General features: G+C 40.9%; 17 protein-coding genes. 14 read left to right on the top strand and 3 right to left on the bottom strand.

The window, feature by feature from the left end; all coding sequences use genetic code 11:
* Positions 1–82: 82 nt before the first annotated feature.
* The 5 genes from RRU92_RS10125 (at position 83) to RRU92_RS10105 (ending at position 4,342) form a co-directional block, all read left to right on the top strand.
* Positions 83–841 carry a threonine/serine exporter family protein gene (locus tag RRU92_RS10125; RefSeq protein ID WP_075230622.1) on the top strand — a complete coding sequence of 253 codons (759 nt, stop codon included), beginning with the start codon at positions 83–85 and terminating at the stop codon, positions 839–841.
* A gap of 1 nt (position 842) precedes the next feature.
* Complete coding sequence (locus RRU92_RS10120; RefSeq protein ID WP_049503410.1) at positions 843–1,292, top strand: threonine/serine exporter family protein; 450 nt, start codon at positions 843–845, stop codon at positions 1,290–1,292.
* A 176-nt stretch (positions 1,293–1,468) separates the two neighbouring features.
* The gene (locus tag RRU92_RS10115; RefSeq protein WP_315639769.1) at positions 1,469–2,641 is read left to right on the top strand and encodes a hydroxymethylglutaryl-CoA synthase; all 1,173 of its coding nucleotides are present in this window, start codon (positions 1,469–1,471) and stop codon (positions 2,639–2,641) included.
* Positions 2,641–3,915 carry a hydroxymethylglutaryl-CoA reductase, degradative gene (locus RRU92_RS10110; RefSeq protein WP_315639767.1) on the top strand — a complete coding sequence of 425 codons (1,275 nt, stop codon included), beginning with the start codon at positions 2,641–2,643 and terminating at the stop codon, positions 3,913–3,915. The genes RRU92_RS10115 and RRU92_RS10110 overlap by 1 nt, the downstream gene beginning before the upstream one ends.
* A gap of 286 nt (positions 3,916–4,201) precedes the next feature.
* Positions 4,202–4,342, top strand: coding sequence for a hypothetical protein (locus tag RRU92_RS10105; protein WP_315639764.1), 141 nt, complete (start codon positions 4,202–4,204; stop codon positions 4,340–4,342).
* Positions 4,343–4,586: 244 nt separating this feature from the next.
* Here RRU92_RS10105 and RRU92_RS10100 read toward each other — a convergent pair whose 3' ends face one another.
* Both RRU92_RS10100 and RRU92_RS10095 read right to left on the bottom strand, forming a co-directional pair.
* Positions 4,587–5,552 (bottom strand): LacI family DNA-binding transcriptional regulator, encoded by a 966-nt coding sequence (locus RRU92_RS10100; RefSeq protein WP_049528006.1) that lies wholly within the window; start codon positions 5,550–5,552, stop codon positions 4,587–4,589.
* Complete coding sequence (locus RRU92_RS10095) at positions 5,533–6,987, bottom strand: sucrose-6-phosphate hydrolase (protein ID WP_049528003.1); 1,455 nt, start codon at positions 6,985–6,987, stop codon at positions 5,533–5,535. Before RRU92_RS10095 ends, RRU92_RS10100 begins: the two co-directional genes overlap by 20 nt.
* A 364-nt stretch (positions 6,988–7,351) precedes the next feature.
* On the opposite strand from RRU92_RS10095, the gene RRU92_RS10090 reads away from it, so the two are divergent.
* On the top strand, positions 7,352–9,232 hold the full coding sequence (locus RRU92_RS10090) for a sucrose-specific PTS transporter subunit IIBC (RefSeq protein WP_315639761.1): 1,881 nt from the start codon (positions 7,352–7,354) through the stop codon (positions 9,230–9,232).
* Positions 9,233–9,372: 140 nt separating this feature from the next.
* Positions 9,373–10,260 (top strand): fructokinase ScrK, encoded by an 888-nt coding sequence (gene scrK / locus RRU92_RS10085; RefSeq protein ID WP_153225026.1) that lies wholly within the window; start codon positions 9,373–9,375, stop codon positions 10,258–10,260.
* Positions 10,261–10,299: 39 nt separating this feature from the next.
* Here the strand turns inward: scrK and RRU92_RS10080 are convergent, their stop codons facing one another.
* Positions 10,300–11,490: a cation diffusion facilitator family transporter gene (locus RRU92_RS10080; RefSeq protein WP_315639757.1), complete on the bottom strand. Its 1,191-nt coding sequence runs from the start codon at positions 11,488–11,490 to the stop codon at positions 10,300–10,302.
* 266 nt (positions 11,491–11,756) lie between these two features.
* Between RRU92_RS10080 and RRU92_RS10075 the strand changes: the two genes are divergently transcribed.
* The 7 genes from RRU92_RS10075 to msrB all read left to right on the top strand — a co-directional run bounded on the left by RRU92_RS10075 (position 11,757) and on the right by msrB (position 19,513).
* Positions 11,757–14,441, top strand: a complete 2,685-nt coding sequence (locus tag RRU92_RS10075) for a cation-translocating P-type ATPase (RefSeq protein WP_315639753.1) — start codon at positions 11,757–11,759, stop codon at positions 14,439–14,441.
* Positions 14,442–14,656: 215 nt separating this feature from the next.
* A complete protein-coding gene (locus RRU92_RS10070; protein ID WP_315640931.1) occupies positions 14,657–15,067 on the top strand; it encodes a peptide deformylase in 411 nt (136 codons plus the stop codon).
* Between the two features lie 119 nt (positions 15,068–15,186).
* Positions 15,187–15,351, top strand: a complete 165-nt coding sequence (locus RRU92_RS10065) for a DUF3953 domain-containing protein (RefSeq protein ID WP_060956070.1) — start codon at positions 15,187–15,189, stop codon at positions 15,349–15,351.
* Between the two features lie 79 nt (positions 15,352–15,430).
* The gene (yaaA, locus tag RRU92_RS10060; protein ID WP_315639751.1) at positions 15,431–16,153 is read left to right on the top strand and encodes a peroxide stress protein YaaA; all 723 of its coding nucleotides are present in this window, start codon (positions 15,431–15,433) and stop codon (positions 16,151–16,153) included.
* A gap of 140 nt (positions 16,154–16,293) precedes the next feature.
* Positions 16,294–17,580 carry a homoserine dehydrogenase gene (locus RRU92_RS10055; RefSeq protein ID WP_315639750.1) on the top strand — a complete coding sequence of 429 codons (1,287 nt, stop codon included), beginning with the start codon at positions 16,294–16,296 and terminating at the stop codon, positions 17,578–17,580.
* A gap of 1 nt (position 17,581) precedes the next feature.
* Complete coding sequence (thrB, locus tag RRU92_RS10050) at positions 17,582–18,451, top strand: homoserine kinase (RefSeq protein ID WP_315639746.1); 870 nt, start codon at positions 17,582–17,584, stop codon at positions 18,449–18,451.
* Between the two features lie 123 nt (positions 18,452–18,574).
* Entirely contained in the window at positions 18,575–19,513 is a 939-nt protein-coding gene (gene msrB / locus RRU92_RS10045) for a peptide-methionine (R)-S-oxide reductase MsrB (protein ID WP_315639745.1), read from the top strand.
* The last annotated feature ends 24 nt before the right edge of the window (positions 19,514–19,537 follow it).

The raw sequence follows: 19,537 nt of genomic DNA, 5'->3' as shown, positions 1-19,537 counted from the left end.
TTTGTCACAGTTTTTGTGGCAAAGATTTTTTTTCCTTCGAAATTATGATAAAATAAAATGGAGTTTGAAAAAGGAGGGAAACATGGAAGAATCAAAAAAACTGAATGCAGTTATTGATGTCATCATGCTAGCTGGAACAATTCTGCTTCGCAATGGTTCTGAGATTTATCGTGTTGAAGATACCATGATTCGGATTGCTCATTCACAGGGTATTATGGATTGTAATGTTTTAGCCATGCCTGCCGCCATTTTTTTCTCCATTGAAAATACAAATATCTCTCGTATGAAGCGAGTGACCTCCTCTGCTTATAATATTGAGAAGGTGTGTGATGTCAACCAGATTTCACGGCAGCTTGTATCAGGACAGCTTGATTTGGAAACAGCCTTTATCCAACTAAAGGAATTGAATGCCAAGGCGTCTCCCTATACCAATGTTCAACTAACTGCTGCAGCGACCCTCAGTGCTCCTTTCTTTTCAATCATGTTTGGTGGGAATGTCTATGATGCCATCGGAGCAGGAGTGGCGACCTTGTTTGCTTTTACTTGCTCTCTCTATGTAGAAAAGTTTATTCGTATCCCTTTTATGACTGCTTTCGCAGGAGCTCTTGTCTTTGGTTTGATTGCACAATTTTGGGCGCGCTATTCTGGTTTACAATCGACGGCGGATTTAGTGATTGCAGGTGCGGTTATGCCCTTTGTGCCTGGAATTGCCCTTACCAATGCTGTTCGAGATATTATGACCAACCATATCAACTCTGGTATGAGCAAGATGTTTGAATCCTTGCTGATTACCCTTGCCTTAGGGGCTGGAACATCAGTCGCCCTCTTACTCATGAACTAATATGACACTAACAACATTTTTATTGCAAGCTCTGGCAAGTTTGCTTGCCATTATTACCTTTTTAATCGTTTTAAATGTCCAGCGTTCCATGCTTATCCCTGGTGGAGTTTTAGGAATGTCTATCTGGCTACTCTATTTGATACTCAAGGAACCAACCAATGTTATTTTGGCAACCTTTATTGCTGCGGTGATTGGTTCTTGTGTCAGCCAGATTATGAGTATTCTCTACAAAACGCCAGCAGTAGTTTTTGCCCTAGCCATTCTGGCACCATTAGTACCAGGTTATCTATCTTACCGAACCACTTCTTTCTTCGTTACAGGTGACTACGGCCATGCCATTTCTAGTGCCATGTTAGTCATGATGCTAGCTCTCGTTATCTCCATTGGAATGGCCAGTGGGACAGTTTTGTTGAAATTGTATCATTATCTCAAAAAGAATCGAGCTAGCTAAGACTCGATTTTTTATAGCCCTAAAGTTCTGTTTGTTGGCTCAGTCTAAAAATGAAATAAGGTTTTTAAAATGAACTTGATTTGGTGAATCAAGTCTTTTTTCGCTCATTTGACCTCAATTGTGATAAAATAGAGGTGAACGATTTTTTACAATGAATGATAAAAATAGAGGTAAATATGACAATCGGTATTGATAAGATTGGTTTTGCGACCAGTCAATACGTTTTGAAATTACAAGATTTAGCAGAAACCCGAGGAATTGATCCTGAAAAATTGAGTAAAGGACTCCTTTTAAAAGAATTGAGTATTGCTCCTTTGACAGAGGATATTGTTACCTTGGCTGCCAGTGCAGGTAATTCTATCCTGACTGAAGAAGATAAGCAAGAGATTGATATGGTTATCGTTGCGACAGAATCTGGAATCGATCAAAGTAAGGCGGCTGCAGTCTTTGTACACGGTTTATTAGGAATCCAACCATTTGCTCGTAGTTTTGAAATCAAGGAGGCTTGTTATGGTGCAACAGCGGCCCTTCACTATGCTAAGTTACACGTAGAAAATTCTCCAAAATCAAAAGTTTTGGTACTAGCCAGTGATATTGCAAGGTATGGTGTTGAAACTCCTGGAGAACCAACTCAAGGAGCCGGCTGTGTTGCCATGTTGATTAGCCAAAATCCACGAGTTATGGTATTCAACAACGATAACGTTGCGCAGACTCGTGACATTATGGACTTCTGGCGTCCAAATTACTCGACAACACCATTTGTAAATGGGGTTTACTCAACACAGCAATATCTTGATAGCTTAAAAACGACTTGGGAAGAGTACCAAAAGCGTTATGACTGTACTTTGGATGATTTTGAAGCTATTTGTTTCCATTTACCATATCCAAAGCTAGCTCTCAAGGGATTAAAAAAAATCCTTGATAAATCTCTACCTCAAGAGAAAAAGGATTTACTCCAAAAACACTTTGATGAGTCTATTATTTATAGCCAAAAGGTTGGAAATATCTATACAGGTTCCCTCTTTTTAGGGCTTTTGTCCCTACTTGAGAATTCAGATAGCCTTAAGGCAGGAGATAAAATTGCCCTCTACAGCTATGGTAGTGGTGCTGTATCTGAGTTCTTCAGTGTGGAATTGGTCGAAGGCTATGAACAGCAATTGCAGAAAAATCGCTTAGAATTGCTAGATCAACGTCAAGCATTGAGCGTAGCTGATTATGAACGAATCTTCTTTGAGGAAGCAAACTTGGATGAGTCAGGTTCTGCAACCATGTCAGGCTATGAAGGACAGGACTATGCTCTGGTTGAGATTGTAGAACACCAACGTCGCTACAGCAAGGTTGAAAAATAATGAAAAAAAATTGGAATGGATTTGCTAAAAAATCAATTCAAGAGCGCCTAGAACTAGTTAAGTCTCAGGCGCTTACTTCTATTGAAGCCCAAGAAAGTCTTGAGCAAAATGAGAATCTCAGTCTAGCAGTTGCGGACCAACTGAGTGAAAATGTGGTGGGGACCTTTTCTCTCCCATACTCAGTAGTTCCAGAAGTACTGGTAAACGGTCAAGAGTACACCGTTCCTTATGTGACCGAAGAGCCATCTGTTGTTGCTGCAGCTAGTTTTGCCAGTAAGATTATCAAACGTGCTGGAGGTTTTACAGCTCAAGTTCATCAGCGACAAATGATAGGTCAGGTAGCCCTCTATCAGGTTCCAGATAGGGATAAAGCTTGTCAGGCTATTCTGAGTCAAAAAGCAGAGTTGCTCGAACAAGCAAACCAAGCCTATCCCTCTATTGTCAAACGTGGTGGTGGAGCCAGAGAGCTAACAGTTGAAAAAATTTCTGGTGAGTCTGACTTTTTAGTGGTTTATCTCCATGTAGATACTCAGGAAGCAATGGGAGCTAATATGCTCAATACCATGCTTGAAGCTTTAAAACCAAGTCTAGAGGCTCTAAGTCAAGGGCAAAGTTTAATGGGAATTCTATCCAACTATGCCACAGATTCTCTAGTAACAGCAACTTGTCGTATTGCCTTTCGTTATTTGAGTCGCCAGAAGGATGAAGCGCGTGAACTAGCGGAAAAAATGGTTTTAGCTAGCCAGTTTGCTCAGGCAGATCCTTATCGAGCAGCTACTCACAATAAGGGAATTTTTAATGGAATCGATGCCCTTTTGATTGCGACAGGAAATGATTGGCGTGCCATCGAAGCAGGAGCGCATGCCTATGCAAGTCATGATGGCGCCTATCGAGGACTCAGTCGTTGGACTATAGATTTGGAAAACGAAGAGCTTATTGGAGAGATGACCATGCCGATGCCAGTTGCCACTAAGGGCGGTTCGATTGGTCTCAATCCTCGAGTTGTACTCAGTCATGAGTTGCTAGGTCAACCATCTGCCAAAGAATTGGCTCAAATTATCGTTTCGATTGGTCTCGCTCAAAACTTTGCAGCACTTAAAGCTCTTGTCAGTACAGGGATTCAGCATGGACACATGAAGCTTCAAGCGAAATCTTTAGCGCTTTTAGCAGGTGCGACTGAGGCAGAAGTACCCAAGTTAGTAGAAAACTTGATTGCTGAAAAAACCTTTAATCTAGAAAAAGCGCAAACGCTATTGAAACATTTAAGATCATAAGAAAAATTTAGACTGGTTTGATTTTTAGCGCTTTTTACTGTTTTTTCAAATAAAAGAAACTCAAATACAGAATCGTATTTGAGTTTCTTAATTCAATGACATTATTTGCCAGTTTTTCTGTTTTTGTTCAAAAAAACAAGACGTATGTATTGACAACGCTTTCATTTTTTGTTATAACATAGTTGTAAATTATTAAGATTCTTAATCAAAAAATATAGAGAGGAGGATTTTTGATTAGGAATAAAAAATTAAAATGGTGAGTGTTGCATTACTTAGTACAGTAATATTGAATATAGCACTTACAGAAGGTGTTTCAGTTGTTCATGCTAATGAGGTGGCTTCAGCTACAAAATTTGAAAATGCTGTAGTTGACATGGGGTCTACTATTTTGGGAATTAAGGTAATTGGTGATAACTGTTTTGAATAAGAAATACAATATAGTTTTATTTTTATTATTTATAGTCTATTTGTTTGGGTACTTCTCAATTTCAAAAAATTTAATTCCTATAATGTGTGTGATCCAAATATTTTTATTAGAAAATATATTTAAATCTCAAAATAAGCTTATCCAAATAGGTAAAATTATAATTATTATTGCTTCTATAATATTATTTATTGATAGTATACTAAATTAAGAGTCTGAGAACTATTTTGTCTCAGACTCTTTTTGTTTAAATACTTTTACCTGGTAAGAGGCTGACTGGTAAGAAATAACCAGTCGTGGCAACTTCTTTTCCTTCGATTTTTTGAAGGAGTAAATCAACTGTCAGGCGAGCAATTTCTTCTAAAGGTTGTTTAATGGTAGTAAGATGAGGATAGAAATTCTCGATAAAATAAGTTCCATCGTAACCAATAACCTTGAGTTGTTCTGGAACAGAGATGCCAAGTTCCTGGGCGATCTTCATTACCAAGATGGCAGTCAAATCATCCGATGCGAAAATAGCATCTGGTTTTTGTTTTTTCAGAATACTTTTGATTTCCATTTCCTTGCGGAGGGGTGAAAAGTCACTGGAAATATTGATGATGGGAGCTTTTGGGAAGATAGAAGCAAAGCCTGCATGGCGAAGTCCAGTTGGTGAATTGGAGTTGTCATTACCTGTAATCATAATGACAGACTTGGATCCAGTTTTAGCCAAGGTTTGAGCTGCTAGGACTCCACCAGCATAGTTATCAGAGGAAACGACAGGAATGTCTGGTGATAGGTTTCGGTCAAAAGAAATGATTGGAGCCGTTACGCGATTGTAGTCCTCAATCCCTAAGTTATGGCTACCAGAGATAATGCCATCCACTTGATTAGCTTCTAGCATTTCAAGATATTCACGTTCTTTTTCCGAATCGTGCTCACTATTACAGATGATGGTCTTATAGCCGTTTTTGAAGAGTTCGTGCTCCAGTTTGTCAATCAATTCAGCATAGAAAACATGGCTGATTTTTGGGAAAATCAACCCAATTAACTTGGCTGATTTCCCTTGGAGGCTACGAGCAAGGTTGTTGGGTTTGTAGCCTAACTCCCGCATGGCCTCATTGACCTTTTGAATAGTTTTTTCTGACAGGTAGCCCTTTTTATTGATAACACGTGAGACAGTAGTTGGGCTGACGCCTGCTAGTTCTGCGACATCAGTTAGTTTTGCGACCATATTCTAATTCGTAGTAAGTTCCAGTTGGGGTTCCAGATTTAATGAGGATTCCATTTTGATCTTTGTGAGGGAAGACACGACCAGAAAATACTTTTTCTCCTTTATTGATGAAAATTTCAAAGACTGAATTATCGATGAAGATATTTACAGTAGTAGCTTGGTTGTCGATTGAACATGAGCGAGTAGTTCCAAATTCTTGAGCATATTGCTCACCTGCTTGACTGCGGTCAACAGTAACTTGACCATTGACAAGGTCAAAATTGATAGAGAGTCCTTTGCCATCTTTGTCAGCAAGAAGAACGATTTCACTTTGACTATTGGCTGCTAAGTTAAGCTCGAGCTCGTAGGTGTTTTTGGTTTCAGAACGATTTGAAAATTCCTCTTGTGAAGCACGGAGTTCTTTGATAGCAGCTACAGGATACTGATAGAGTTTGCCATCTTTAATGGTAAGTTCCTTGACCAATGAGAAAGTCCCTTGGTGATCAAAACGATCAGATGGATAAGACACATCTGGCAAACCAAGCCAACTAACTGCCAGAGCACGTCCATCAGGAGCATTGAAGGCCTGAGTGGCATATGCTTCGAAACCATAGTCTAGATTGTGTAGTTCAGACACATCTACCATACGAGCATTTTCAGGATCGAAGGAAACACCGATTTTATACATATTTGGATAGATATTATCGTAGTCAAGAACCTTTTTATCCAAACCTTGTGGGCAGTAGAGAAGGACAGGTTGTTCTCCAACAAAGACAAGATTTGGGCACTCCATCATATAGGCAGTACGGTCATTGTTGAAGTCAAGATCACCAACTTCTTGCCAGTTTGTATAATCATTTTCGACAGCTTTGTAAAGACGGATAAACCCTTTTTTCTCCAAGTCTTGACCACCAACGATTGCGTAGTATTGTCCTTTAAAGTTAAAAATCTGTGGATCGCGGAAGTGGTCAGTAGCATCAGCAGGCTGATCAATCAAGATCTTATCAATCTTTTTAATATTTCCATCCTTATCCATCAAGGCACCAATCTGATAAGGGTGGCGAACCCAATTTTCATCACGGACATTTCCTGTATAGAATAGGAACAATTGATCACCAAACTGCATAGCAGATCCTGAGTAAGCGCCGTGGCTATCCAGTGGAGTATCAGGTAAGATTTTTACACCTGTTTCAGTAAAGTGCACCAAATCGTCACTCTCAAGTTGAACCCAAGATTTCAAGCCGTGGGCTGCTCCAAAGGGGAAGTTTTGGTAAAAGACAATCCACTTACCATCAAAATAAGAAAAACCGTTTGGATCGTTGAGAAGTCCTTCCTTTGGTTCAATGTGATAGCTGACATGCCATGGGGATTGCACCATCTTTTCTTGGATTTCTTTTCTTTCTTCTTGTGTCCAATCTTCATAACGTCTGTAACGACGTTCAGTAGTCCATTCCATTTCTATTTCCTCCATAAATTCTACTATCTTAATAGTAAACGTTTCCTTATAAAAAAGCAAGTCTTTTACACTAAATTAAAGAAAAAAATGTCAAACGATTGACAGAGTTTGGAAACGTAATTTTATGGAAAATGATGAAAATATGAAAGTTTTTGAAAAACTTTAAAGTAAAAACCTTGATTTTAGAGGGTGTTATGGCTGTGTTGATGAAAAAAATAGCAAAAACAATCAAAAAATAAAAAATAGCAAAATTTTTTCTGCAAAACGCTTGACATATTTTTTAAACGTGATAGAATAATATTCGTGGGGCGAGTAAAATCGCTTTCAAACAAGAACAAATTTTTTTATAAGGAGATTTTTGCAAATGACCAATACAGAAATTGCAAAAAAAGTCATCGAAGCCTTGGGCGGACGTGAGAATGTTAACAGTGTAGCTCACTGTGCTACTCGCCTTCGTGTTATGGTGAAAGATGAAGCGAAGATTAACAAAGATGCTATTGAGAACTTGGAAAAAGTTCAAGGTGCTTTCTTTAACTCAGGTCAATACCAAATCATTTTTGGTACAGGTACAGTAAACAAGATGTACGACGAAGTCGTAGCTCTTGGTTTGCCAACGACATCTAAGGATGAGATGAAGGCAGAAGCTGCTAAACAAGGAAATTGGTTCCAACGTGCCATCCGTACTTTTGGTGACGTCTTTGTTCCAATCATTCCAGTTATCGTAGCAACTGGTCTCTTCATGGGTGTTCGTGGTCTCTTGAATGCTCTTGGAATGACACTTCCAGAAGATGTGACAACTTACACTCAAATCTTGACTGACACAGCCTTCATCATCTTGCCAGGTTTGGTTGTTTGGTCAACCTTCCGTGTATTCGGTGGTAACCCAGCCGTTGGTATCGTTCTTGGTATGATGCTCGTTTCAGGCTCACTTCCAAATGCCTGGGCTGTTGCTTCTGGTGGAGAAGTAACTGCTATGAACTTCTTCGGATTTATCCCAGTTGTTGGTTTGCAAGGTTCAGTTCTTCCAGCCTTCATCATCGGGGTTGTCGGAGCTAAGTTTGAAAAAGCTGTTCGTAAAGTTGTTCCAGATGTTCTTGACCTTTTGGTAACACCATTCGTAACACTCCTCGTAATGTCAATTCTTGGTTTGTTTATCATCGGACCAGTCTTCCACGTTGTTGAAAACTACATCCTTCTTGGAACAAAAGCTATCCTTAACTTGCCATTTGGTCTTGGTGGTTTCTTGATTGGTGGAGTTCACCAAGTTATCGTCGTATCAGGTGTTCACCACATCTTCAACTTGCTTGAAGTTCAATTGCTTGCTACTGACCATGTTAACCCATTCAACGCTATCATCACAGCTGCCATGACTGCTCAAGGTGCTGCAACAGTAGCCGTTGGTGTTAAAACTAAAAATCCAAAACTTAAAACACTTGCTTTCCCAGCTGCTCTTTCTGCCTTCCTAGGTATTACTGAGCCTGCTATCTTCGGGGTTAACTTGCGTTTCCGTAAACCATTCTTCCTTTCATTGATCGCTGGTGCAATCGGTGGTGGATTGGCATCTATCCTTGGTCTTGCTGGTACTGGTAATGGTATCACAATCATCCCTGGTACAATGCTTTACATTGGTAACGGACAACTTCCACAATACCTTCTTATGGTAGCTGTATCATTCGCTCTTGGTTTTGCTCTTACTTACATGTTTGGTTATGAAGATGAAACTGATGGAGAATCAACTGTAAAAAAGCCTGAAGTTAGCGAAGAAGTAGTAGAAACTGCATCTAAGCTAACAGACGAAACAATCCAAACACCAATCGTTGGTGACGTAGTTGCCCTTTCAGATGTTAATGACCCAGTCTTCTCAAGTGGAGCTATGGGACAAGGTATCGCTGTAAAACCTAGTCAAGATGTTGTTTACGCCCCAGCTGATGCTGAAGTGACAATCGTCTTCCCAACAGGACATGCTTATGGTTTGAAAACTGCAAACGGAGCTGAAATCTTGATCCACGTGGGTATCGACACTGTTTCAATGAACGGTGAAGGATTTGACCAAAAAGTTGCTCAAGGTGACAAGGTTAAAGCTGGAGATGTTCTTGGAACATTTGACTCAGCTAAGATTGCTGCTGTAGGTCTTGATAACACAACAATGGTTATCGTGACAAACACTGCAGACTTTGCTTCAGTAAATCCAGTTGCTTCTGGAACAGTTGCTAAGGGTGATGCAATCATCGAAGTTAAAGCTTAATAAATCAAAAAAACGAACAAATGTCATGTTTGTTCGTTTTTGATTGAATCGTAAAATTTACAGAGAAAAAACTAAAATATAGAGCAACTTTCCTCCTTGAAATATGCTATAATAGAGAAAATAAAAACTAGAGGTTTATCATGACAAAACTATACGGAAGCTTGGAAGCGGGCGGTACAAAATTTGTCTGTGCTGTCGGTGATGAAAACTTTAACATTGTAGAAAAAACACAATTCCCAACAACAACTCCTATCGAAACAATCGATAAAACCATCGAGTTCTTTTCAAAATTTGATAATCTTGCAGGTCTTGCAATTGGTTCATTTGGTCCCATTGATATTGACAAAAACTCAAAAACTTATGGCTTTATCACAACAACTCCAAAACCTCACTGGGCAAATGTGGACTTGCTTGGTGCCCTTCGTCGCGCCCTAAACGTGCCAATGTACTTCACTACAGACGTAAACAGCTCTGCCTACGGTGAAGTGGTTGCCCGTAACAATGCTGGTGGCCGTATCGAGAACTTGGTTTACTACACAATCGGGACAGGTATCGGTGCAGGTGTCATCCAACGTGGTGAGTTTATCGGTGGCGTGGGTCACCCTGAGATGGGTCACTACTACGTGGCTAAACACCCAATGGATATTGAAAAAGAATTCAACGGTGTTTGTCCTTTCCACAAAGGATGTTTGGAAGGCTTTGCGGCTGGTCCAAGCTTAGAAGCTCGTACAGGAATTCGTGGTGAAAACATCGAATTGAATAGTTCTGTATGGGATGTTCAAGCCTACTATATCGCTCAAGCTGCAGTCAACGCAACTGTAACCTTCCGCCCAGATGTCATCGTATTTGGTGGTGGGGTTATGGCCCAACAACACATGCTTGACCGTGTGCGTGAGAAATTCACATCCTTGCTCAATGGTTACCTACCAGTTCCGGATGTACGTGACTATATCGTAACACCAGCTGTTGCAGGTAATGGTTCGGCTACACTTGGAAACTTCGTTCTTGCTAAGAGCGTAGCAAAATAAGCATAAAAATGAGGTCGGGATTTGTCCCGGCCTCTTTCTTTAGTCTTTTTCAATTTTCGTTTCCTGATGGAATATATTTTGCCAAGTTTCATGTCTGCGCCAGATACTTGTATGGATGGTGTCCCCAATCTGATAGCGGATGAGTTTTGTCTTCTGACTAATGGACGTCAAGTGAAGTTCCTTGATAGCAGAGGTTAATTCTTTTTCCTCCTTATAGGCTTTCTTGTCTAGTTCTAGTCCGTCTTGGCGAATATAAATGAAATCTTCAGCCAGTAATTCTTCCAATTGATTTCCTTGGTCAATTAGTTGCTCTCTCATGAGCAATTTTTTATAGACATTATCTAGAATTTCATCTTCAGGAATCGGTGCTGGTTCGATATGAATGTCTGTATCAAAGACACCAAAGCGTTCTGTCAGCATGGATTCGACCTGATCAGCAATTTCGTGACTTTCGAAAACGGAGAGGTCTGGATTCATCTCGAGAGTAATGTCTAGATAAATATTACTTCCATAAGTACGACCGCGTTGTGATTTGACCTTGCTAATCTTAGGAATTTCCATGATAGCCTTTTGGTAATCTTCCAACAAATGTTCATCAAAACCATCTGAAAGACTGAAAGACGACTCGATAAAGATATCATAGGCAGTCTTGAGGATAAAGAAGGTAATGATAATAGCGACCAACTTATCCACGATTGGATAGTTGAAGCTGCTGGCTAGAATAGCAATAGATGTTCCAAGAGATGTCACTGCATCTGACAAATTATCTTTGGCTGCAGCCTTAAGGGCTTTGGATTTGGCTTGCTTGCTCAGATGAGTATTGTAGAGATAAACTGCAAACATGATGATAGCAGAGATGACTCCCAGAGTAGCCCCAAGTGGGTCAATGACCGTTTGCTCACGGCTGAGTATCTTTTGAATGGTATCCCGTAGAACATCAAAACCAACGTAAAACATGATGATGGAAGTGATGAGGCTTGCCAAGTCCTCGATTTTCCAGTGACCGAAACGATGGTCTCTATCTGCTGGTTGGCGGGCCAAACGAATCCCAATGAGGAGGGCAACATTTCCGATGATATCAGAAACGTTGTTGAAACCATCTGCTACTAAACTGGACGAGTGAAGGAGGTGGCCTGCTGCTAACTTAGCTGCTGACAAGAAAAGGTAGGTCAAGATGCTTATAATAGCACCTCGTTCAGCTAATTTCAAGTTTGAAACCGATTGATTCATCTGACTCTCTTCCTAGAATTTTTGTATTCTATCATTATACTGGTTTTGTAAGGAAAATTCAAATGGAGGTGACTCACTCCACTCCAGCACTTGAAAATTTTTGAAAATCTGTTATAATAGAACTACTCAAGGGAGTAGCTGGCGGTTAACCGCGATAGTGTCGTCATTACGAATTATTTCCGGCACTATATTAAACAGCGAGACTTGTTTTTTTAAAAAACAGGTCTCTTTTTTTGTAAAAAGAGGCCAAAAAGGAGGAGACTGTTTTGTCAAAAGAACAAAATAAAGACTTGTTTTATACGCAATCTTCTGAGGAAGTCCTAAAGAATTTGGACTCATCTGTTGAAGGTTTGTCAACTGCCCAGGCTCAAGAACGCTTAGCGACTTATGGTCGAAATGAGTTAGAAGAGGGCGAAAAACGTAGCCTACTAGCTAAATTCCTTGATCAATTTAAGGATTTGATGATCATCATCTTGCTGGCGGCAGCCGCACTTTCTGTGATTACAGAAGGCATGGACGGTTTAACAGATGCCATTATCATCTTGGCCGTAGTTGTCTTGAATGCAGCCTTTGGTGTTTACCAAGAAGGGCAAGCTGAAGCAGCCATTGAAGCGTTGAAAAATATGTCTAGCCCAATGGCCCGTGTTCGTCGTGATGGTCATGTCATTGAGATTGACTCAAAAGAATTGGTGCCTGGGGACATCGTCTTGCTAGAATCTGGAGATGTGGTGCCTGCCGATATGCGTTTGCTGGAAGCGGCGTCTCTTAAAATCGAAGAAGCTGCTCTTACTGGTGAATCTGTACCAGTTGAAAAAGATATTACTCAAGTGGTGGAAGCAGATGCTGGTATCGGTGATCGTGTTAACATGGGTTACCAAAACTCAAACGTAACTTACGGTCGTGGTATTGGTGTCGTGACTAACACTGGTATGTATACTGAAGTTGGTAAGATTGCGGATATGTTGGCCAATGCCGATGAGACAGAAACACCATTGAAGCAAAGCTTGGAACAATTATCTAAAGCCTTGACTTACTTAATCGTTGTGATTGCGATTATCACTTTCTTGGTTGGTGTCTTCGTTCGTGGAGAACATCCGTTAGAAGGCTTGATGGTTGCGGTTGCTCTTGCGGTTGCAGCGATTCCAGAAGGTCTCCCTGCTATTGTAACTATCGTTCTCTCTTTGGGAACAACAACCCTTGCTAAACGTAATTCGATTGTTCGTAAATTACCAGCAGTTGAAACGCTTGGTTCAACAGAAATCATTGCATCTGATAAAACAGGTACCTTGACCATGAACCAAATGACTGTTGAAAAAGTTTATACTAACGGTCAATTGCAAAGCTCTGCAGCTGAAATTGCTGCAAACAACAATACGCTTCGCATCATGAACTTTGCCAATGACACTAAAGTGGACCCATCTGGTAAATTGATTGGAGATCCAACGGAGACAGCCCTTGTACAGTTTGGTTTGGATCACAGTTTTGACGTTCGTGAAATCTTGAAGGACGAGCCACGTGTGGCAGAATTGCCATTTGACTCAGAACGTAAACTTATGTCTACAATCCATAAGGAAGCAGACGGTACTTACTTTATCGCTGTTAAGGGTGCCCCTGACCAATTGCTCAAACGTGTGACACGTATTGAAGTCAATGGGGAAGTTCGCCACATCACAGAAGAAGACAAACAAGCTATCCTTGCTACCAACAAAGATTTGGCTAAACAAGCCCTTCGTGTCTTGATGATGGCTTATAAGACAAACAACGAAATCCCAACCTTGGAATCTGAAATCGTTGAGTCTGACCTCATCTTCTCTGGTTTGGTCGGCATGATTGACCCTGAGCGTCCAGAAGCAGCAGAAGCTGTTCGTGTTGCTAAGGAAGCAGGAATCCGTCCAATCATGATCACGGGTGACCACCAAGATACAGCTGAAGCTATTGCTAAACGTCTTGGAATCATCGATCCAAATGACACCGAAGACCATGTCTTCACGGGTGCTGAGTTGAATGAACTCACTGATGAAGAATTCCAAAAAGTCTTCAAGCAATACTCTGTTTATGCTCGTGTGTCTCCTGAACACAAAGTTCGTATCGTGAAAGCATGGCAAAAAGAAGGCAAGGTTGTTGCCATGACTGGTGATGGGGTTAATGACGCACCATCACTTAAGACAGCTGATATCGGTATCGGTATGGGGATTACAGGTACAGAGGTTTCTAAGGGAGCTTCTGATATGGTCCTTGCAGATGACAACTTCGCAACTATTATCGTAGCGGTTGAAGAAGGACGTAAGGTCTTCTCTAACATCCAAAAATCTATTCAATACCTCTTGTCTGCCAATATGGCTGAGGTCTTCACCATCTTCTTTGCAACCCTCTTTGGTTGGGATGTGTTGCAACCAGTGCACCTTCTCTGGATCAACTTGGTAACAGATACTTTACCAGCTATCGCCCTTGGTGTGGAACCTGCTGAACCAGGTGTCATGACTCACAAACCTCGTGGCCGTAAGTCTAACTTCTTTGATGGCGGTGTCTTCGGAGCAATCATTTATCAAGGGATCTTCCAAACTATGCTAGTTTTAGGTGTTTATTGTTGGGCTCTTATCTTCCCAGAGCACCAAGTTCAAAGTGAAATCCACGCGGATGCCCTTACCATGGCTTTTGCAACTCTCGGTTTGATCCAATTGCTCCATGCCTTTAACGTTAAGTCGGTTTACCAATCAATCTTTAAAGTGGGACTCTTTACGAACAAGACCTTTAACTGGTCTATCCCAGTTGCCTTCGTCCTCTTTGTGGTGACAATTTTGGTTCCTGGATTTAATAATCTCTTCCACGTGTCACATTTGAGTTTGACTCAATGGATAGTGGTCGCTGTAGGAGCACTTATGATTGTGGTCCTTGTTGAAATTGTCAAAGCAGTTCAACGAGCACTTGGAAAAGATAAAAACGCGATTTAAACAATTATGAAAAGTCATCTTCGGATGGCTTTTTGTTTTAATGTAAAGATAAACTGAAATAATACTCAATGAAAAGCAAAGAATAAACTAGGAAGAGAGCCGCAGGCTGTACTTGAGTACGGCAAGGTGAAGCTGACGTGGTTTAAATTTGATTTTCGAAGAGTATAATTTTGTGCTATAATCAAGGAGAACGATATCGTATGGAGGAAAGAATCTTGGAAAAGAAAATTGTAAAAGATATTTTGTTTTTGTCGCAGGTATCCCAGCCTGCTAGTCAGGAAGATTTACCCCTAGCAAAGGATTTGCAGGATACTCTACAGGCCAACCGAGAAACCTGTGTTGGACTAGGGGCCAATATGATTGGAGTACAAAAACGCGTCATTATTTTTAATATTGGAATGATTCCCATGGTTATGTTTAATCCAGTTCTCCAATCTTTTGAAGGGTCATACGAGACAGAGGAAGGTTGTTTGTCTTTGACAGGTGTAAGACCGACAACTCGGTATGAGAAGATTACAGTAAGCTACAGAGATATCCATTGGCAAGAGCAAACCATTACCCTGACAGGATTTCCTGCTCAGATTTGTCAGCATGAATTGGATCATTTGGAAGGGATTATCATATAGGCCTTGTATCCTAGATCAGGGTCCATCCTTCAAGCTTAAGGAAACAACCTCGTTTTTCTTGCACTCTTGTTTGAAATTTGTGATAATAAATGAAAGAATAATAAATGGAGGACAGTCAAATGGGATTTTATCTGATGATTGGTTCGATGTTGCTTGGTCTTTTCGCTTTGAAGATAGGATTTTCTCATCTAAAGGAGAAAAAGGTTACTCTTTCATCTATCTTGACAAGCTGCCTTGGGACAGCACTAGTTCTCTTTGCAATCTGGTTAGGATTGCCAAAATAAGGAAAGAAACCTCGGTAGTCACCGAGGTTTTTAGGTGCAAATCCTTGGTAGTCCTAAAAAAATATGCTACACTAACACTATGAAAATTCTAATCCCAACTGCAAAAGAAATGAATACCGAAATCCCTAGTTTAGAGGCTAGACCTTTACGTCCTGAAAGTCAGGCGGTGCTAGATGAATTGGCCAGATATTCTGCCCAAGAGCTGGAAAGTTTTTACAAAATTTCTGCTGAAAAAGCACAAGAGGAGTATGACCATATCCAGGCCTTAAAAACTGGCACTGAAAAAAACTATCCAGCCTTGCACCTCTTTGATGGACTCATGTATCGCAACATCAAACGGGACAATCTAACCAAGGCTGAACAAGCCTATCTGGAGAAACACCTCATGATAACGTCAGCTCTTTACGGTGTGATTCCAGCCTTTGCACCGATTGCACCTCACAGACTAGACTTTTTGATGAAGCTTAAAATTGCTGGGAAAAGCCTGAAAAGTCACTGGCAATCAGCTTATGAAGAGTCGGTGAAGGGTGAAGAACTAATCTTTTCACTCTTGTCTTCGGAGTTTGAAACTGTCTTTCCAAAAGATATCCGTGAAAAATTGGTGACCTTTAAGTTTATGGAAGACAGAGATGGAAAACTTAAAGTCCACTCAACCATTTCAAAGAAAGCTAGAGGTACTTTCTTAACAGTCTTGATGAAAGATCAGGTAACTTCGGTAGAAGAGATTAAAAAGCTCAGTTTTGCAGGTTTTACCTATCGAGACGACCTGTCTAGTGACAAGGAAATGGTCTTTGTAAAATAGATTGAAAATAGCGTCTGCTCTTGATTGAATCAGGGCAGGCTTTTTTATGATTTGATGCTTCTATTTTTAGTTCAGAATGGTAGGAATTTTCTCACAATTTTGGTATAATAGGACTATTAGAAAATTTCAAGGAGACAAACATGTCAGTTAAAATTGCTTTACTTGGATTTGGTACAGTAGCCAGTGGTGTACCATTCTTGCTAAAGGAAAATGGAGAAAAAATTTTTCAAGCAGCACATTCAGAAATTGAAGTAGCAAAAGTTTTGGTCAAAGACGATGAAGAGAAAGCACGCTTGCTTGAAGCAGGAAATGATTTTAATTTTGTAACAAATATTGACGAAATTTTGTCAGATAAAGACATCGCGATTGTTGTTGAGTTGATGGGACGTATCGAACCGGCAAAAACATTTATCACTCGTGCCTTAGAAGCAGGGAAACATGTCGTGACAGCCAACAAGGACCTTTTGGCTGTTCATGGTGCAGAATTGCTTGAGATTGCCAAAGCTCATAATGTTGCTCTTTATTATGAAGCAGCTGTTGCGGGAGGAATCCCAATCCTTCGTACCTTGGTCAACTCACTTGCATCAGATAAAATTACTCGTGTTCTTGGTGTTGTCAATGGAACATCTAACTTCATGATGACCAAAATGGTAGAAGAAGGCTGGTCTTATGAAGATGCTTTGGCAGAAGCCCAACGACTTGGCTTTGCTGAAAGCGACCCAACCAATGACGTTGACGGGATTGATGCGGCCTACAAGATGGTCATCCTCAGCCAGTTTGCATTTGGGATGAATGTCAAATTTGAAGATGTTGCCCACCAAGGAATCCGCAATATCACTCCAGAAGATGTGGCAGTTGCCCAAGATCTTGGGTACGTGGTTAAATTAGTAGGTTCTATCGAAGAAACACCTTCTGGAATCGCTGCTGAGGTTACACCAACCTTCCTTCCTAAGGCTCACCCACTTGCAAGTGTTAACGGTGTTATGAATGCGGTCTTTGTGGAATCTATCGGTATCGGCGAGTCTATGTACTATGGACCAGGTGCAGGTCAAAAACCAACTGCAACAAGCGTTGTAGCTGATATTGCCCGTATCGTTCGTCGTTTGAATGACGGCACCATTGGCAAAGCCTTTAACGAATACCATCGTGACCTTGTTTTAGCTCAACCAGAAGATGTCAAAGCCAACTACTATTTCTCAATCCTGGCTCCAGATTCAAAAGGGCAAGTCTTGAAATTGGCAGAGCTCTTTAATGCGGAAGATATTTCCTTCAAGCAAATCCTTCAAGATGGTAAGCAAGAAGGCAAGGCTCGTATTGTCATCATTACCCATAAGATTAACAAGGCACAGCTTGAAAATATTACAGCAGCTTTGAAGGGTGTAGCTGAATTTGAACTTCTCAACACCTTCAAGGTTTTAGGAGACTAAGATGAAGATTATTGTACCTGCTACAAGTGCCAATGTGGGTCCTGGCTTTGACTCTGTTGGTGTAGCTGTAACTAAGTATCTAGAAATTCAGGTTTGTGAGGAACGTGAAGAATGGATGATCGAGCACCAATTAGGCAAATGGATTCCACGTGATGAACGTAATCTTTTGCTGAAGATTGCTTTACAAATTGTTCCAGACCTACAACCAAGACGTCTGAAAATGATTAGTGATATTCCACTTGCGCGTGGACTTGGTTCTTCTAGTTCAGTCATCGTTGCAGGAATTGAGCTGGCAAATCAATTAGGGAACCTAAAATTAACGGATCACGATAAGTTGCAATTGGCGACTAAGATTGAAGGGCATCCTGATAATGTTGCACCTGCTATCTATGGAAATCTGGTCATTGCCAGCTCAGTCGAGGGTCAGGTTTCAGCAGTTGTAGCGCCTTTTCCAGAGTGTGCCTTTCTAGCCTACATTCCAAATTATGAATTGCGTACCCGAGATAGTCGTGGTGTCTTGCCCAAGAAACTTTCTTATAAAGAAGCTGTTGCAGCAAGTTCTATCGCCAATGTAGCGATTGCAGCCTTGCTGACTGGAGACATGGTCAAAGCAGGACAAGCTATTGAGAGTGATCTTTTCCATGAGCGTTACCGCCAAGATTTGGTGCGAGAATTTGCGACCATAAAAAAAGTTGCTAAGAGAAATGGTGCTTATGCGACCTACTTGTCTGGCGCTGGGCCTACTGTCATGGTTCTAGCTGAGCCTGATAAGATGCCGAAGATTAAGGCAGAGCTTGAAAAACAACCGTTCAAAGGCAAGCTTCATGATTTGCAAGTAGACACACAAGGCGTGCGCGTCGAAGAAAAATAAATATAGCGATAGGATGGGGAAACTCTCTATTAGAGGGCTTCCTGTCCTTTTTTTGAAAATGAAAGATGGGATATGAAATGTTTCCCACTTTTGCTGACCGATAGATAGTCAAGGAGGTATGAGATGGCAGAAATATATTTAGCAGGTGGTTGCTTTTGGGGCTTAGAGGAATACTTTTCCCGTATTTCTGGAGTGTTGCAAACAAGTGTTGGTTATGCTAATGGTCAGGTAGAAACTACCAATTATCAATTAATTAAAGAAACAGATCACGCAGAGACTGTGCAAGTTATCTATGATGAAAAGGCAGTCTCACTCCGTGAGATTTTGCTTTATTATTTCCGAGTCATTGATCCTTTATCTGTCAACCAACAAGGAAATGACCGTGGTCGTCAATACCGCACAGGGATTTATTACCTAGATGAAAAGGATTTACCGACTATCTATGCTCTTGTCCAAGAGCAGGAGCGCATGCTCGGTCGCAAGATAGCGGTAGAAGTGGAGAAACTCCGACACTATATCCTGGCTGAGGACTATCACCAAGACTACCTCAAGAAAAATCCTGGTGGTTATTGCCACATTGATGTGAGGGATGCTGAGAAACCACTGATAGATGCCGCCAACTATGAAAAACCTAGTCAGGCAGTTTTACGAGAGAATTTGTCAGAAGAGTCCTATCGAGTCACGCAAGAAGCTGCCACGGAAGCTCCCTTTAGCAATGCTTATGACCAAACTTTTGAGGAAGGAATTTATGTCGATATCACGACTGGTGAGCCCCTCTTCTTTGCCAAGGATAAGTTTGCCTCAGGCTGTGGATGGCCAAGTTTTAGCCATCCTATTTCCAAGGAACTCATTCATTACTATCAGGACTTGAGTCACGGTATGGAGCGTATCGAAGTTCGATCACGTTCGGGTAATGCCCACTTGGGTCATGTCTTTACAGACGGACCTCAGGAACTAGGTGGCTTACGTTATTGCATCAATTCTGCCTCTCTACGATTCATTGCTAAGGATGAAATGGAAGAGGCTGGTTATGGCTACCTACTTCCATATTTGAATAAGTAAAAAAGATGGTGGTTTTTCCACCTT

The organism is Streptococcus sp. DTU_2020_1001019_1_SI_AUS_MUR_006 (assembly GCF_032340315.1).
In the GTDB taxonomy this organism is placed as follows: domain Bacteria; phylum Bacillota; class Bacilli; order Lactobacillales; family Streptococcaceae; genus Streptococcus.
The sequence above is the reverse complement of the archived record's forward strand: the minus strand, read 5'-3'. Positions and strand labels throughout refer to the sequence as shown.

What these genes read in the sequence shown, in the direction of transcription:
- RRU92_RS10100 (WP_049528006.1), bottom strand. Translation starts at nt 5,552, where the DNA reads ATGGTCGCAAAACTAACTGATGTCGCAGAACTAGCAGGCGTCAGCCCA.
- RRU92_RS10090 (WP_315639761.1), top strand. Translation starts at nt 7,352, where the DNA reads ATGACCAATACAGAAATTGCAAAAAAAGTCATCGAAGCCTTGGGCGGA.
- RRU92_RS10080 (WP_315639757.1), bottom strand. Translation starts at nt 11,490, where the DNA reads ATGAATCAATCGGTTTCAAACTTGAAATTAGCTGAACGAGGTGCTATT.
- RRU92_RS10125 (WP_075230622.1), top strand. Translation starts at nt 83, where the DNA reads ATGGAAGAATCAAAAAAACTGAATGCAGTTATTGATGTCATCATGCTA.
- RRU92_RS10120 (WP_049503410.1), top strand. Translation starts at nt 843, where the DNA reads ATGACACTAACAACATTTTTATTGCAAGCTCTGGCAAGTTTGCTTGCC.
- RRU92_RS10110 (WP_315639767.1), top strand. Translation starts at nt 2,641, where the DNA reads ATGAAAAAAAATTGGAATGGATTTGCTAAAAAATCAATTCAAGAGCGC.
- thrB (WP_315639746.1), top strand. Translation starts at nt 17,582, where the DNA reads ATGAAGATTATTGTACCTGCTACAAGTGCCAATGTGGGTCCTGGCTTT.
- RRU92_RS10115 (WP_315639769.1), top strand. Translation starts at nt 1,469, where the DNA reads ATGACAATCGGTATTGATAAGATTGGTTTTGCGACCAGTCAATACGTT.
- RRU92_RS10065 (WP_060956070.1), top strand. Translation starts at nt 15,187, where the DNA reads ATGGGATTTTATCTGATGATTGGTTCGATGTTGCTTGGTCTTTTCGCT.
- RRU92_RS10055 (WP_315639750.1), top strand. Translation starts at nt 16,294, where the DNA reads ATGTCAGTTAAAATTGCTTTACTTGGATTTGGTACAGTAGCCAGTGGT.
- scrK (WP_153225026.1), top strand. Translation starts at nt 9,373, where the DNA reads ATGACAAAACTATACGGAAGCTTGGAAGCGGGCGGTACAAAATTTGTC.
- yaaA (WP_315639751.1), top strand. Translation starts at nt 15,431, where the DNA reads ATGAAAATTCTAATCCCAACTGCAAAAGAAATGAATACCGAAATCCCT.
- RRU92_RS10095 (WP_049528003.1), bottom strand. Translation starts at nt 6,987, where the DNA reads ATGGAATGGACTACTGAACGTCGTTACAGACGTTATGAAGATTGGACA.
- msrB (WP_315639745.1), top strand. Translation starts at nt 18,575, where the DNA reads ATGGCAGAAATATATTTAGCAGGTGGTTGCTTTTGGGGCTTAGAGGAA.